This window comes from Streptomyces sp. NPDC091271 (assembly GCF_044757505.1).
In the GTDB taxonomy this organism is placed as follows: Bacteria; Actinomycetota; Actinomycetes; order Streptomycetales; family Streptomycetaceae; genus Streptomyces.
This window is the reverse complement of sequence record NZ_JBIVVD010000004.1, coordinates 157,899-172,394: the sequence shown is the minus strand read 5'-3', so window position 1 is coordinate 172,394 and position 14,496 is coordinate 157,899. Positions and strand designations below refer to the sequence as shown.

13 protein-coding genes are annotated in these 14,496 nt (G+C 70.9%); 5 read left to right on the top strand and 8 right to left on the bottom strand.

Annotation, left to right across the window (positions count from 1 at the left end; translation table 11 throughout):
- Nucleotides 1–5: 5 nt before the first annotated feature.
- Entirely contained in the window at nt 6–1,202 is a 1,197-nt protein-coding gene (locus ACIQM3_RS17330) for an AAA family ATPase (protein WP_401624693.1), read from the bottom strand.
- Between the two features lie 792 nt (nt 1,203–1,994).
- Here ACIQM3_RS17330 and ACIQM3_RS17325 point away from each other — a divergent pair.
- Together ACIQM3_RS17325 and ACIQM3_RS17320 are read left to right on the top strand one after the other, a co-directional pair.
- Nucleotides 1,995–2,387: a hypothetical protein gene (locus ACIQM3_RS17325; RefSeq protein WP_401624691.1), complete on the top strand. Its 393-nt coding sequence runs from the start codon at nt 1,995–1,997 to the stop codon at nt 2,385–2,387.
- Nucleotides 2,388–2,654: 267 nt separating this feature from the next.
- Nucleotides 2,655–4,139: a SulP family inorganic anion transporter gene (locus tag ACIQM3_RS17320; RefSeq protein WP_401624689.1), complete on the top strand. Its 1,485-nt coding sequence runs from the start codon at nt 2,655–2,657 to the stop codon at nt 4,137–4,139.
- 60 nt (nt 4,140–4,199) lie between these two features.
- Here the strand turns inward: ACIQM3_RS17320 and ACIQM3_RS17315 are convergent, their stop codons facing one another.
- The 5 genes from ACIQM3_RS17315 to ACIQM3_RS17295 form a co-directional block, all read right to left on the bottom strand.
- Nucleotides 4,200–5,240, bottom strand: a complete 1,041-nt coding sequence (locus ACIQM3_RS17315) for an NAD(P)-dependent alcohol dehydrogenase (protein WP_401624687.1) — start codon at nt 5,238–5,240, stop codon at nt 4,200–4,202.
- 63 nt (nt 5,241–5,303) lie between these two features.
- A complete protein-coding gene (locus ACIQM3_RS17310) occupies nt 5,304–6,080 on the bottom strand; it encodes an SDR family NAD(P)-dependent oxidoreductase (protein ID WP_401624685.1) in 777 nt (258 codons plus the stop codon).
- A complete protein-coding gene (locus ACIQM3_RS17305) occupies nt 6,077–6,745 on the bottom strand; it encodes a TetR family transcriptional regulator (RefSeq protein WP_401524485.1) in 669 nt (222 codons plus the stop codon). The genes ACIQM3_RS17310 and ACIQM3_RS17305 overlap by 4 nt, the downstream gene beginning before the upstream one ends.
- A 100-nt stretch (nt 6,746–6,845) precedes the next feature.
- Complete coding sequence (locus ACIQM3_RS17300) at nt 6,846–8,978, bottom strand: MMPL family transporter (RefSeq protein WP_401624683.1); 2,133 nt, start codon at nt 8,976–8,978, stop codon at nt 6,846–6,848.
- 95 nt (nt 8,979–9,073) lie between these two features.
- A complete protein-coding gene (locus ACIQM3_RS17295) occupies nt 9,074–9,568 on the bottom strand; it encodes a MarR family winged helix-turn-helix transcriptional regulator (protein WP_401624681.1) in 495 nt (164 codons plus the stop codon).
- Nucleotides 9,569–9,747: 179 nt separating this feature from the next.
- On the opposite strand from ACIQM3_RS17295, the gene ACIQM3_RS17290 reads away from it, so the two are divergent.
- The 3 genes from ACIQM3_RS17290 (at nt 9,748) to ACIQM3_RS17280 (ending at nt 12,980) form a co-directional block, all read left to right on the top strand.
- Nucleotides 9,748–9,987, top strand: coding sequence for a twin-arginine translocase TatA/TatE family subunit (locus ACIQM3_RS17290; protein WP_401624679.1), 240 nt, complete (start codon nt 9,748–9,750; stop codon nt 9,985–9,987).
- A gap of 108 nt (nt 9,988–10,095) precedes the next feature.
- Nucleotides 10,096–11,604, top strand: a complete 1,509-nt coding sequence (locus ACIQM3_RS17285; RefSeq protein WP_401624677.1) for an SDR family oxidoreductase — start codon at nt 10,096–10,098, stop codon at nt 11,602–11,604.
- Complete coding sequence (locus tag ACIQM3_RS17280; protein ID WP_401624675.1) at nt 11,601–12,980, top strand: cryptochrome/photolyase family protein; 1,380 nt, start codon at nt 11,601–11,603, stop codon at nt 12,978–12,980. The genes ACIQM3_RS17285 and ACIQM3_RS17280 overlap by 4 nt, the downstream gene beginning before the upstream one ends.
- A gap of 18 nt (nt 12,981–12,998) precedes the next feature.
- On the opposite strand, the gene ACIQM3_RS17275 is transcribed toward ACIQM3_RS17280, so the two are convergent.
- Both ACIQM3_RS17275 and ACIQM3_RS17270 read right to left on the bottom strand, forming a co-directional pair.
- On the bottom strand, nt 12,999–13,841 hold the full coding sequence (locus ACIQM3_RS17275; protein WP_401624673.1) for a DUF1206 domain-containing protein: 843 nt from the start codon (nt 13,839–13,841) through the stop codon (nt 12,999–13,001).
- A gap of 42 nt (nt 13,842–13,883) precedes the next feature.
- Nucleotides 13,884–14,420, bottom strand: a complete 537-nt coding sequence (locus tag ACIQM3_RS17270) for a DoxX family protein (RefSeq protein ID WP_401624671.1) — start codon at nt 14,418–14,420, stop codon at nt 13,884–13,886.
- Between the last annotated feature and the right edge of the window lie 76 nt (nt 14,421–14,496).

Sequence of the window (14,496 nt, the reverse complement as noted above, 5' to 3'; positions counted from 1 at the left end):
GCTGCTCAGAGCCGGGCCTGCACGATACTCGCGTCCACCCCGAGCGCTTCGGTCAGGACACGGGCGTGAACGGCTCGCTGAAGGGTGATCACGCGTTCGACGGCGGCCGTGGAGCGCCCGACCGTCTCGGCCTCCTTGCGCAGTCTCTCCAGCTTCTTTCCCGCCATGTTGAGCTTGGTGATCGCTTCCCTGATCGCCCAGTCGCCCAGTGCCTCGCGGGACTGCCCGGCCTTCGCGTCGAGTTGGGCCTCCAGCTCCTCGATGGCGTCGGCGAGGTCGAGCGCCTCCTTGGCGTCGGGGTTGACCAGGTGGAGCACCTCGCGTTCGACGGCCGGGCGTTCGGCGGGCGAGTCCCACAGCACATGGGTGAGCACCGACAGGTCGTTCTGGCCCACCTTGTCGCGGCCGTCCAGGAAGGCGCTCGCCTGGAGCAGCCGGACCGACTGCCGCCAGCGGCGGTCGGAGGAGATCAGCTCCTTGCGGCGCAGGGCGGCCCGCAGCGTGCACACGGCGTCCACGATCGTGTCCGGGACGCCCACGGCCGGGACGGCTTCGGTCACGGCGTGCCGAAGCTCGGCCAGCTCCACGGTCGTCCGGGCGAGGGCGGCCGGGGCGGTGACGGCGGAGCGCACCAGCCCCGCGAAGTTGGAGGGGTCTGCGAGGTATCCCACCTCCAGCCGCACCAGCAGCCGGTCGTAGATCGCGGCACTGTCCTCTCCGGTGGGCAGCTCGTTGGAGGCGGTGATCGCGCTGATCAGGGGGCAGTGGATCGGCTCGCCGCCGTTCTCCGGGTGGTAGATGCGTTCGTTGAGCAGCCCGAGGGTCTCGTTCAGGGCCGCCGTGGAGCACTTGAAGATCTCGTCGATGAACGCGATGTGCGCCGTCGTCGCCCGGCCGTCGAATATCTGCCGGTATTCGCCCCGGCTCAGCGCACCCACGTCGATCGGGCCGAACATGCGGGTCGGCGCGGTGAACTTGCTGAGCAGGATCTCCCAGTAGTTCGCGCTCTCGATACGGCCCGTCAGCTCCCGCGCCAGTTCCGACTTCGCGGTGCCGGGAGGACCGAGCAGGAGGGAGTGCTGACCGGCGAGCATCGCCACCGTCAGCGTACGTATGACGTCGTCCCGCTCGTAGAACAGTCCTGACAGTTCACCGGTGATCGCTCGCAGTCGCGCCGCCGTGTCCTGTGCGCCCATCGCCATCTCCTTGCTCGAGGACCCTGCCCGGGGCCGGAGGGTTACGGGCCGGCCCGCGGCCATCATTATGCCGACCGGGGGCGGTCCGATTTCGGTCCTCGACAAAGGGAACGAAGAAAAAACGAGCTGAAGGGCCGGTGCCGCAACACGGCTCTCGCCCTGGCTCCTGGGAAAGACGCCGCCCGCAGGCCGCCACGCACTCCGTCCGCCTTGCCGACGCTGTGCCCGCGGACGCCAAGGCCGTAGCCACGGCGACCGAGGCACGAGGAAATACCTTCGGAGAACACGACAACGGGCAGGAATTACGGCTCCTGAGAGCCGGTCAGAAAGACCGGCCTTTCCTGCGACGGTTCAAAAATGGGAATTGATTTTTCGCACGCAGCCGTCGGCTTTCGTCGAACTCGGTCTTCCCCGCACTGTCGAGGCTCTCGGCCTGTCGGGGAGTGCCCAGACCAGCCCCCCGGAGCCACTCGCTCCGGACAGCCGACACTCCGGGTCCACAAACGATCCAGTCAACCGCAGTCGTGTTTCCATCGGGTTGACAGGATCCGCGAGCCGAACCGCTGTGCGAATATGACGGATGCCGATCGTCCGGCATATGCACCGGCCACAGAAGCGCCGGTGATCTCAAATAGTGAGAACGGATCGGTGGGCGCACCCTGCACGCCCACAGGACTCCGCCGCACAATTCGGCTCGTCAGGCATCGACTTTCGGACTCTTCACAAAGGATTAACTCCATAATCCCCCCGGCCTGTTAGCGTCCCGAGGGACGGGTGAAGTCCAGGAGGAGGTGAAGCGTGCGAGCAGCGGCGGTCCGGTTCGTACTCGCGATCCTGATGGGCTTCCTATTGGCCCCGCACTCCGGCACCTCGTCGGGGGACGCACACGCGTCCGCCCCAGGATTCGAGGCAGCCGCTTTCCCGGAGGCGACCACGGGTGAGGCGCACGGCGAGTACGGCACGTGCGGCACCTCAGAGCGCGGGGGCGAGTCGAACGGCCTTCTGCGCCACCGGGACCGGCATCGCTCCGCGAGCGTCCCCGCCCCGGAGACGCCTTCGCGATCCGTCGTGACGATCGACGCAGGCGGCCTGCTCGCTCCGGCGGCTGTCGCCGCGATGGGCAACGCGCACCACACGTCCAGATCCTCGACCGCGCACTCCTCCACCCTGCTCCAGGTGTTCCGCTGCTGAGCTGACCCTAGGCGCCCGGTGACCTGCCCCGCTCGGCCCGCTGCTGCGGGCTCTTCGACACGGGGTCATGTCGCCCTGCCGTCCAGGCTCCAGTTCTCACACGTATGCCGACGCGCCGCCCTCAGGCGCGCCAGGAGGAACCACTGGTATGCAATCTCTCGTCGATCACTCCCGGACAGAAGTCCTACGCATCAGCGCCAGCGTCGCCTGGGCACCCCCGCCCGGCGACGTGCGCTCGGCCCCCTTCCGCACGGGATGAGGGCCGCCATGGACAGGGTCTCCAAGTTCCCTCACCTGCGGCAGGATTTCGCCGCGTCACTCGTTGTCTTCCTCGTCGCTCTGCCGCTGTGCGTGGGCGTCGCCGTCGCGTCGGGGGTCCCCGCGGAGCTGGGACTGATCACCGGCATCGTGGGCGGGCTCGTCACCGGCTTCATGCGCGGCAGCAGTCTCCAGGTGTCGGGGCCGGCCGCCGGTCTCACCGTGCTCGTCTTCGAGGCCGTCCAGACCTTCGGGCTCCCCGCGCTCGGAGTCATCGTGCTGACGGCGGGGCTGCTCCAGCTGGCCATGGGCGCGCTGCGGCTGGGCCGCTGGTTCCGGGCGATCTCGGTCTCGGTGGTCGAGGGCATGCTCGCGGGCATCGGCCTCGTCCTGATCGCAGGTCAGCTCTACGCGGCCGCCGGTGCCGAGGCACCGCTCTCCGGTACGGGCAAGATGGCCGGCATTCCCGGGCTGCTGGCCGACAGCGTGTCCAGCCCCTCGGCTCTCGCCTCACTCGCGGTGGGCGCCGCGACGATCGCCCTGATGGTGGGATGGAACAGGATGCCGAAGCGGGTGCGGGCCGTCCCGGGCGCACTCGCCGCGGTCGCGCTGGCCACCCTCGCCTCGCTGGCGTTCGGCCTGCCGGTCGAGACCGTTCAGGTCCAGGGGCTCCTGGACGCCGTCCAGACCCCCGCGCTGTCGGAGTTCGGCGGACTCGCGAGCCTGAGCCTGCTCGGGACCGTGGCGGCGTTCACCTTGATCGCCTCCGCGGAGAGCCTGTTCAGCGCGGCCGCGGTGGACCGGCTGCACGACGGTCCGCGTACCGAGTACGACAAGGAACTGATGGCCCAGGGCACGGGCAACACCGTGTGCGGGCTCCTGGGCGCACTGCCGATGACCGCGGTCATCGTGCGCAGCTCGGCCAACGTACAGGCGGGTGCGCGGACGCGGGCCTCCCGGGTGCTGCACGGTCTGTGGCTGCTCCTGTTCGCGGCGCTCCTTCCCTCGGCGCTGGCCCTCATCCCCCTCCCCGCACTCGCCGGCATCCTCATCCACGCCGGATGGAAGCTGATCCCGCGGCGCGCGCTCGTGAAGCTGTGGCGGGAGCACCGTGGTGAGGCGATGATCCTGGTCGTCACGGCGGTGGCGATCGTGACGGTGAACATGTTCGAGGGAGTTCTGACCGGTCTGGCCCTGTCGGTGGCCAAGGCGGCCTGGGACGCCTCGCACATCAAGCTGGAGGTCGTGGACAGCAACGCCGACGGAGTCCGGGCCCGGCTGTCGGGCAACGCGACCTTCCTGCGGCTGCCGAAGATACTCGACAGCCTGGAGGCCCTTCCCAAGGACCGTCCCATCTCCCTGGACCTCTCCGGCCTGCACCATCTGGACCATGCCTGCCGTACGGCTCTGGAGAACTGGGCCGAGCGGCACAGCTCGTCCGGCACCGAACCTGTGCGGCTGACCCGGTCCGACGTGGTGACGGCTGCGCCCTGAGAGCGCGGACGGCTCGCCGGGGCGCCCTCCTCGGGCGCCCCGGCGAGTCGTCCCCCGCGGTCAGCCGTTGGGGAGGATGACCGCGCGGCCGTTGATCTTGCCCGCGTGCAGCCGCTCGTAGGCGAGCGGGGCCTCGTCGATGGAGTACGTCTCGACGTGGACCTCGACGGCACCCGCGTGGGCGAGCTCGATGACTTCGGCGAGCTCCCTGCGCGAGCCCCAGTACGGCGCGGAGACCGACGTGGAGAACGGCAGGACGCCGAAGCCGACGGGCAGCAGGCCGCCGCCGATCCCGACGATGGTGACGTCGCTGTCGATGGAGGCCATCGCTCCGGCCGTCTTCACGGTCGGCTCGGCGCCGACGAAGTCGAGGACGACCTGGGCACCGATGCCACCGGTGAGTTCGCGGACCTTGGCGGCGGCGTTCTCGTCGGACAGCACCGCCTCGTGGGCGCCCACGGTCCGGGCGAGTGCCAGCTTCTCCTCGGTGACGTCCAGTGCGATGACCCGTACGGCGGTCATGGCACGCAGCAGCTGGATGGCGACGTGGCCGAGGCCGCCGGTACCGATGACCACGGCGGTGGCGCCGGGGGTGAGCTTCGACAGCGAGCGCTTGATCGCGTGGTACGGGGTGAGGCCCGCGTCGGTCAGCGAGACGGTCTTGACCGGGTCCAGGTCGCCGATGGGCGTCAGATGCCGGGCGTCGTCGACGATCATGTACTCGGCCATGGCGCCCGGGTTCCCCAGTCCGGGCGGGTTGATGCCGAGATCGGCGGCGCGCAGGCAGTAGTTCTCCCGGCCCTCCGCGCAGTTCACGCAGGTGCCGCAGCCCCACGGGCCGTAGACGGCGACCGCGTCTCCCACCGAGACGCCTTCGGCGCCCTCACCGAGCGCGGCGACCGTACCGACGCCCTCATGACCGAGCGTGAGCGGCAGCTGGTAGGGGAATCCCTCGGCGGGCCAGCTCATCACGGCGATGTCCGAGTGGCAGACACCGGCGGCGCTGACCTTCAGCAGGATCTGGCCGGGCCCCGCCACGGGATCGGGTATCTCGACGACCTCCGGGGCGGCGCCGACGGTGCGGTACTGGACGGCTTTCATGTCTCTCCTTCGTTCTCCGTACTTCCTTTGTGACCCTCGTGGTGGCGGTGCGCCACTCGGGGATCAGGGAGCGGAGTAGCCGCCGTCCACCAGGTGGTAGCTGCCGTGGATGAAGGAGGCGCGCTCGGAGAGCAGGAAGGCGATGAGTTCGGCGACCTCCTCCGACGTGCCGAGACGGCCCGCCGGGTGCAGGGAGATCAGGTGGTCGCGGGCCGGTCCGTCGGTGTCGCGGAGCAGCGGGGTGTCGATGAAGCCCGGGCCGACCGCGTTGATGCGGACGTTCTGTGCCGCGTATTCGAGTGCGGCGGTCTTGGTGAGGCCGACGACGCCGTGCTTGGCGGCGACGTACGCCGGAGAGTTCGCGAAGCCGTTGGTGCCGAGGATCGACGAGACGTTGACGACGGCGCCGCCGCCCGCGGCCAGGATGGCCGGGAGCTCGTGGCGCATCGAGTAGAAGACGCCGCTGAGGTTGGTGGCGACGACCCTGTTCCAGTCCTCGACCCCGTACTCCCCGGTGGGCTGCGAGGGGCCGCCGATGCCGGCGTTGTTCACGGCGAGGTGCAGGGCGCCGAAGGTGTCGACGGCGAACCGCACTCCGGCCTCGACGGAGGCGGGGTCGGTGACGTCGAGGGCGACCGCGGCGGCGCGGGCGCCGGTGGCCTTCAGGTCGTCGGCGGCCTTGCGGGCGCTCTCCTCGTTGTAGTCGGCGACGACGACGGCCGCGCCGCTCGCGGCGAGCCTCCGGGAGAGGGCGAGGCCGATGCCGGACGCTCCGCCGGTGACGAGGGCGACCTTGCCGGCGAACTCCGCCTCGTAGGCGGTGGGGAGGGTGGTGCTCATGGTGTGCTTCCTTGCGTGGTGCTGTGGGGCGCCGGCCCGTCCTGCCGGGGTTCCAGCAGGTTTGCGGAGAGGGCGTCGAAGGCGTGTACGACGAACTCGGGCAGGGCGGCCGGCCGGCCACCCCGTACCCATGCCGCCTGGGCCGCGAGGAGCGCTCCGGCTCCCGCGGCGACGGCCACGGCGGGACGGAGATCCTGTCGTGGGTCGGCACCGAGCCGTTCCGCGAGAATCGCCACCGACTCCTCCTGGGCGTCCACACGGATGTGGTGGTACGCCGCGTACAGAGTGGGTTCCTCCTCGGCCATGCGCAGCAGGTCGAAGATGCGTGGCCGCAGATGCCAGGGCTCCGCCTCCGGGTCGTCGAGCCAGTCGAGGACGGCCCGGCGGTAGGCGATGAGCGGTGGTTCGGCCAGGGGGCGCTCGCGGAGCGCTCGGTTGATCCTGTCGCCGTCGCCCCGCACTGCGTCGAGGACGGCGGCCTCCTTGCTCGGGAAGTACCGGCTGAAGGTGCGCCGGTCGACGTCGGCCGCCTGCGCGATCTCCTCGACCGTCACGCTCCGCAGACCACGTTCGAGTACGAGATCGAACGCGCTCCGCGCCAGCGCGTCCCGGGTTCTGCGCGCCTTGCGGCTGCGCCGTTCCGGGACGTTCCCTGTCGCATTCATAGTTGCATCGTACACCTGAAAACGTCCCGGTGGGACTTCTGTCCCGCCGGGACATCTCTGCACCTCTGCGATGTGGGTACCGCCCGAGGGCGGCCTCCCGTCAGGACAGGGCCTCCGTCTCCCCTTCCGGCGCCTCCTCTGGGCGCCGGCTCAGCGCGCCCGGCCACCAGGCGACAGGCCCGATGTCCCTCACCAGCGCGGGCACCAGGAGCGAACGCACGACGAGGGTGTCCAGCAGGACACCGAACGCGACGATGAACGCGATCTGGACGAGGAAGGCCAGGGGGATGACTCCCAGGGCCGCGAAGGTTGCCGCCAGGACGACACCGGCGGAGGTGATGACCCCGCCCGTGGTGGTCAGTCCGCGCAGTACACCCTGCCGGGTGCCATGGATCAGGGACTCCTCGCGGACGCGGGACATCAGGAAGATGTTGTAGTCCACGCCGAGGGCGACCAGGAAGACGAATCCGTACAGCGGCACGGAGGAGTCGGTGCCGCTGAAGCCGAAGACATGCTCGAAGACCAGCGACGAGATACCCAGCGTGGCCAGGAAGTTGAGCGCCACCGTGGCCACGAGGAGGAGCGGCATCAGCAGCGAGCGGAGCAGGCCGATCAGGATGACGAGGATGATGACCAGCACCACGGGCACGATGATGTTCCGGTCGTGCTCCGCGGTCCTCTGGGTGTCGTACTGCTGGGCGGTGTAGCCACCGACAAGCGCCTCGGAGCCGGGTACGGCGTGGACCGCGTCGCGCAGCCGCGTGACCGTCTCCTTCGCGGCGTCGCTGTCGGCCGTGTCCGCGAGGGTCGCGTCGATACGGACCCGCCCGTCCACGACGAGCGGGTCCCCGCCGCCCGGACGTCCGGAGGCGGTCATGACGGAGACACCCGCGACCCCCGGCACCTCCTCGGCCGCCGCGACGACCTGCTTCGACCGGTCCGCGGCGGCGATCACGACGGCGGGGTTGCCCGATCCGCCGGGGAAGTGGCGGCTCAGGGTCTCCTGCGCGGCGACGGACGGCGCGTCGTTGACGAAGATCTCCTCGAGGGGTACTCCCTTGGAGTTCAGCGTGGGCATGAAGGCCGCGCAGGCGAGGAGGCCGACCAGCGTGATGGCCCACACCTTGCGCGGGGAGCGGTCGACCAGCCCCGCGATCCTCGACCAGATCCCCTTCGAACCGGAACCGGACTCGGCCCCACCCTTCTTCGGGCCCGACGGCCAGTACGCGGCCCGGCCCAGCAGGACCAGGACGGCGGGCAGGAAGGTCAGAGCACTCAGGACGGAGCACACGATGCCGATGGCACCCACGGGCCCGAGGGCGCGGTTGTTGGTCAGGTCGCTGAGCAGGAGAGCGAGGAGTCCCAGCGCCACGGTGGCGGCGCTGGCCGTGATCGGGCCGGCGGATTCACGGAGTGCCGCGCGCATCGCCGTCCACTTGTCGGGCTTCCGCCCGAGCTCCTCACGGAACCGCGCGGTGAGCAGCAGCGCGTAGTCGGTGGCGGCTCCGATGACCAGGATCGACAGGATGCCCTGGACCTGCCCGTCGACCCGGACGATGTCGTGGTCGGCCAGTACGTAGACGATGGCGCAGGCCACGCCGAGCGCGAAGACCGCGCCGATGATGATGATCAGAGGGAGCAGGACGCTCCGGTAGACGAGGAGCAGGATGACCAGCACGGTCACCAGCGCGACGCCCAGCAGCAGTCCGTCGATTCCGGCGAACGCGTCGGACAGATCGGCCTGGGAGGCGGCGGGGCCCGCGAGCCCGACCACCGTCCCCGGGACGTCCTCCGCGAGGGTCCGGACATGTGCGAGGGCGTCAGGGAGTTCGTCCCCCAGGTCCGGCCTCAGCTGGACCACGCCCTCCAGGGCTTTGCCGTCCTCGGACAGCAGCGCCGGGCTCACCTGGCCGGCAGCCCCGGGAACGCCCTTGGCCGAGGCGAGGGCGGCCGTGGCCGCCTTCCGCTGCTCGGGACCGAGCTCCTCGCCCTTCTCGGCCGACGTCCAGACCACGACGGCGGGCACGGTCTCCTGCTTGCTGAACGCCTTCTGGGCCTCGATGACCCGGGTGGACTCCGCGCTCTGCGGCAGGAACGCGGCCTGGTCGTTCGTGGCCACCTCCCCGAGCTTCCCGGCGTACGAGCCGAAGGCACCGCCGACGACGAGCCAGGCGAGGAGGAGGAAGACAGGGACAAGAAACAGCCGGCGGGCCGGCTTCGATGCGGTGGACATGGCACTCCTGGGTCGGCCGCGATCTCTCAACCATGATGTATCTCAATCATTGAGATTACATGTCGCACGGTCCAGCCTCCCACCGGCATGGCGGTTCAGCGCCGAGGAACCTGCATACGGGCGAGTTCACCGTTCATCCGGCCGAGGAAGCGGAGCGCGGCCTCCAACTCCTGGGGCGAGGACATGGAACGCGCGCCGGCCGCCGCCTCCGCGAGGGGCATGAAGAACGACCGCGCGGCCGCCTTGGCCCCGGGCTCGTAGTGGAGATGCACGACCCGGCGGTCGGAGCTCTCGCGTGCGCGCCTGATGTGACCCGACCGCTCCAGCCGGTCCAGACACGCGGTGACCGCGCCGGACGTCAGGCCGAGGTGTTCGCGCAGCCGCCCCGGGGTCAGCGGTGTCTCCGCGTCGAGGATCGCGCCAAGCGCCTGTACGTCCGTGGCGTGCAGGCCCTGCGCGTGGGCGAAGGCGTGGACCAGGCGGTTGATCTCACTGTTCATCCGGCGCAACTGCACGGCGAGAGCATGGAGATCCGACACCCCCGCCGCATCCGCGCCCGATCCGTCGCGAGGGTCGTCTGCACTGTCCACCGCCCCATACTAGGCGCGCACGACGGGACCACGATCGCCGGACAGGAGAGCGTGCCCGGCCCGGAAGAGGCGCTGCCGTGGACTTCTACAGCGCTGTGTAGATTTGGCGCGCTGCCGCGGGCCGGGAGTCCGGGGCCGCCGGGAGAGCTCCTCACACCCACAGGGAGAAGACAGCCGTCATGTTCGGAATCAGCGAGATCGCGATCTTCCTCATCGTCGCGGTCCTGATTTTCGGTGCCAGGAAGCTCCCCGAACTCGCCCGTTCCCTGGGCAAGTCGGCCCGGATCCTCAAGAGCGAGGCACGGGCCCTGAGGTCCGACGGCATCTCCCCCACGGTCCCGGTAAAACCGCCGGCCGACGGGGCGGACGACCCACGCGTCATCAAGGGGACGGCCACCGAGAAGCCCGGTCCCCGCTGATCCCTGCCGCTCCGCCACCCGCAGGGGTGGGCCTCGGCGTGTCCGCAAGCGGAATCGCCCCCGTGGGGAGACGGTGGACGGAGGAGACCCGATCCGGAGCGAGGCGTCATGGAGAGCAAGGACGACAGCGGTGGGCTGCGGTGCCTGGTGACGGGCGCGACGGGCTACATCGGGGGCCGTCTCGTACCCGAGCTCCTGGAGGCCGGCCACCGGGTGCGCTGCCTGGCGCGGACCCCGGAGAAGCTGCGGGACTACCCGTGGGCGGGCGAGGCCGAGGTGGTCAAGGGGGACGTGACCGACGCGGAGTCCCTGGGCGCGGCGATGCGCGACGTCGACGTCGCGTACTACCTGGTCCACGCGTTGGCCGCCGGGCCGGGCTTCGAGAGGACCGACCGCGAGGCGGCACAGAATTTCGCCGAGCAGGCAAGAGCGGCCGGCGTCCGGCGCATCGTCTATCTCGGCGGGCTCACACCCCCGGACGTCCCCGAACGGGAGCTGTCCCCGCATCTGCGCTCGCGCGCCGAGGTCGGGCGCATCCTGCTCGATTCAGGGGTCCGGACGACCGTGCTGCGCGCCGCGGTCATCATCGGTTCCGGTTCGGCGTCCTTCGAGATGCTGCGCTACCTCACCGAGCGGCTGCCGGTCATGGTCACCCCCAGCTGGGTGTCGACACGGATCCAGCCCATCGCCGTACGGGACGTGCTGCGTTACCTCGTGGGCAGTGCGCACATGCCCGCCGACGTGAACCGCACCTTCGACATCGGCGGGCCCGACGTCATGACGTACCGCGACATGATGCAGAAGTACGCTCAGGTCGCCGGGCTCCCCCACCGGCTGATCCTGCCGGTGCCGATGCTCTCACCGGGCCTGTCCAGCCACTGGGTAGGGCTGGTCACCCCCGTGCCCGCGTCGATCGCCCGCCCGCTCGCGGAGTCCCTGCGCTACGAAGTCGTGTGCCAGGAGCACGACATCGCCGATCATGTCCCGGACGGCCCCGGGCAGCCGTTCTCCTTCGCCACCGCCCTCTCGCTCGCGTTGCAGAGGGTGCGCGAGGCGAGGGTGACGACGCGGTGGTCCTCCGCGTCCACCCCGGGCATTCCCAGCGATCCGCTCCCCACCGACCCGGACTGGGCGGGCGGGAGCCTCTACACCGATGTGCGCGAGCGCGATGTGGACGCCTCCCCCGAGGCCCTGTGGCGGGTCGTCGAGGGGATCGGCGGTGAGAACGGCTGGTACTCGTTCCCGCCGGCCTGGGCGGTCAGGGGCTGGCTGGACCGGCTGGTGGGCGGGGTGGGCCTGCGCCGGGGAAGGCGGGACGCCCAACGGCTCAGGGTCGGGGACTCGCTGGACTTCTGGCGGGTCGAGGAGATCGAGCCCGGCCGGCTGCTCCGGCTGCGCGCGGAGATGCGGCTGCCGGGTCTGGCCTGGCTCGAGATGTACGCGGAGAAGGGCGAGGACGGCCGGTCGCACTACCGGCAACGGGCCGTCTTCCACCCCTCCGGACTGCTCGGCCACGCCTACTGGTGGAGCGTGTCGCCTTTCCACGCCGTGGTCTTCGGCGGGATGGCCCGCAACATCGCGCTGGCGGCGGGCCGGGCAACGGGGGGCCCGGCATGACCGTGGCGATCGTCCTGTTCACTTCCGATCTGCGGCTGCACGACCATCCGCCGCTGCACTCGGCGCTCGCTTCGGCGGACGAGGTGGTGCCCCTCTTCGTTCTCGACGAGGGCGTGGAGGCCGCCGGGTTCGGCGCTCCGAACCGGCGCGCGTTCCTGGCCGACTGCCTCCGGGACCTGGACGCCGGGCTCCGCGAGTGCGGCGGGCGTCTGATCGTCCGCGAGGGAGACGTGGCCGAGGAGGTCGGCAGAGTCGTCACCGAGACGGGGGCGGACTCGGTCCACGTGGCAGCGGGCGTCAGCGCTTACGCGCAGCAGCGGGAGGAACGGCTGCGCGAGGCTCTCGCTTCCGTACGCTGCCGGCTGAGCGTGCATGACGCGACGGTCAACGTCGTCCCGCCCGGTGCGGTGGTTCCCTCCGGGGCGGGCAGGGATCACTTCGCCGTCTTCACCCCGTACTTCCGGCGGTGGTCCGAGGAAGGGCTCCGCTCGCCGTTCCGGGTGCCTCGCACCGTGGACGTACCGGAGGGCCCGGCGTCCGCCGCGCTGCCGTCGCGTTCCGGCCTGCGAGGACTCTCCCCGGGCCTGGCCGAGGGCGGCGAGGCCGAGGGACGCAGGCTGTTCGCCGCGTGGCGCCTTCACGGTCTCGCGTCGTACGAGGACCGTCACGACGACCTCGCGGGCGACGCAACCTCGCGGCTCTCGCCGCACCTGCACTTCGGCACGCTCTCCCCCACCGAGGTGGTCCACCGTGCCCGTGCCGCGGGCGGACCGGGTGCGGACGCCTTCGTACGGCAGGTGTGCTGGCGGGACTTCCACCAGCAGGTCCTGGCCGCCCGCCCGGCGGCCTCCCGCTCCGACTACCGTCCGCGGCAGGACCGCTGGCGGACCGGGCGGGCGGCGGAGGACGAGACGGCCGCCTGGAAGGAGGGCCGCACGGGCTATCCGGTGGTGGACGCCGCCATGCGCCAGCTCCTCCACGAGGGCTGGATGCACAACCGCGGACGGCTGCTGACAGCGAGCTTCCTCGCCAAGACGCTGTACGTGGACTGGCGGGCCGGGGCGCGCCACTTCCTGGAGCTGCTGGTCGACGGGGACATCGCGAACAACCAGCTCAACTGGCAGTGGGTGGCCGGCACGGGCACGGACAGCCGGCCCAACCGGGTGCTCAACCCGGTGACGCAGGCCAAGCGGTACGACCCCGACGGTGCGTACGTACGCCGCTGGGTGCCCGAGCTGGCGGGGGTCTCCGGGCCCGCCGTGCACGAGCCGTGGAAGCTCCCCGCACAGGAGCGCGGGCGCTACGGCTACCCGGAGCCGGTCGTCACGCTCCCGGAGGGGCTGGCCAGGTTCAAGGAGGCACGGGGGCTGGACTGAGCCCGGGCGGCGTCCCGTTCAGATCTTGCGCCAGCGGGCGTTGGCCCAGGAGAAGAGGCCGAAGGCGGCCAGGCCGACGGCGATGAGGACGAGCAGCCAGGGCCCTGCGGGCGTCTCGGTGAAGGAACGCAGCGTGTCGTCCATGCCCTTGGCGCGGCCCGGTTCGTGCTGGACGGCGGCGGCTACGGCGAACCCGCCCGCCGTGACGAAGACCGCGCCCCGGACGGTGCCGCCCAGGACGCCCACGACGTCGACGGCCTGACGGGTCCTCTTCGTCATCTCGCCCATCTTCAGGTGCTTGTGGTACTTGCGTGCGAGGGCGCGGTAGGCCATCCACAGACCCGCGCCGACCACCACGGCACCGGCGATTGCCACGATCCACTGACCGCCGGTCCACTGGAGTGCCCGCGCCGTGACGTCGTCGGTCTGACGGTCGCTCGATCCGCTGCCGCTGCCCTTGTCGCCGAGCGCGTAGGAGAGCACGGAGTACGACACGAAGGAGTAGAAGACGGAGCGGGCGGCCGCCATGGCCCGCTTGTTGGCCTTGCCGCCGTCGGGGCCGGCCAGGCCGAAGGCCGCCTCGGACAGCCGCCACAGCGCCATTCCCGCCAGTGCCACACCGAGCACCAGGAGCAGGATGCTCCCGAAGGGCTTCTCGGCTATCTCCGCGATGACGCCGCCGCGGTCGGCCTGCTTCCCGCCTCCGTCGGAGAAGGCGATGCGCAGGGCCAGGACTCCCACCAGCAGATAGATCACCCCGCGCGCCACGAAGCCTGCGCGGGCACCCACATCCATGGCACGGCTGCGCGAGGCTCTTCTCGCCTTGCCGCGTGCGTTCATCGACAGCGCGTTCGCATTCATGCACTGCCGGATGCCCCTGAATCGACGATCAATGCGGGAGAGCTACGCGCCCTCGTCCGCCGGCTCGTCCTGAGCTGCCTGCCCCTTGGCACGGCGGCCGACCACGGCGGCCGCCCCCAGGGCGCTGCCCGCGAACGCGAGGGCCACGACCCACGGGCGGTCGAGGACGTGCCCGGTGGCATGGTCCAGGGAGTAGCGGCCGGCTCCCGTCACCCCGATCGCGGCGGCGACGAAGCCGAGGAACGCCGGGTACTCGTAGCCGCCGCCCATCGCGAAGAAGCCCGCGGGTGCGTGCACGGCGACGGCGCCCGCCATCGTGCCCGCCGCGGCGGCACCCGCCGCGGGGGTGGCGAGGCCGAGCGCCAGCAGGACCCCGCCTCCGGCCTCACCGAGACCGGCCGCCAGGGCGCTGTGCTTCGGCGGGTGGAAGCCCATGGCCTCCATCGCCGCGGTGGTCCCCTCGATGCCCCCGCCGCCGAACCATCCGCCCAGCTTCTGGCTCCCGTGAGCCGCCAGAACGGCTCCCGTGCCGACCCGGAGTGCGAGAAGGCCGACGTCACGTCGGTTGATACAGGCCATGGGGTGTCTCCTGTCGCCAAGGAGGAGCAGCGGCGGTGAGCCGTACGGATCCACTCTCGTCCGGGGTCGGCCGCGG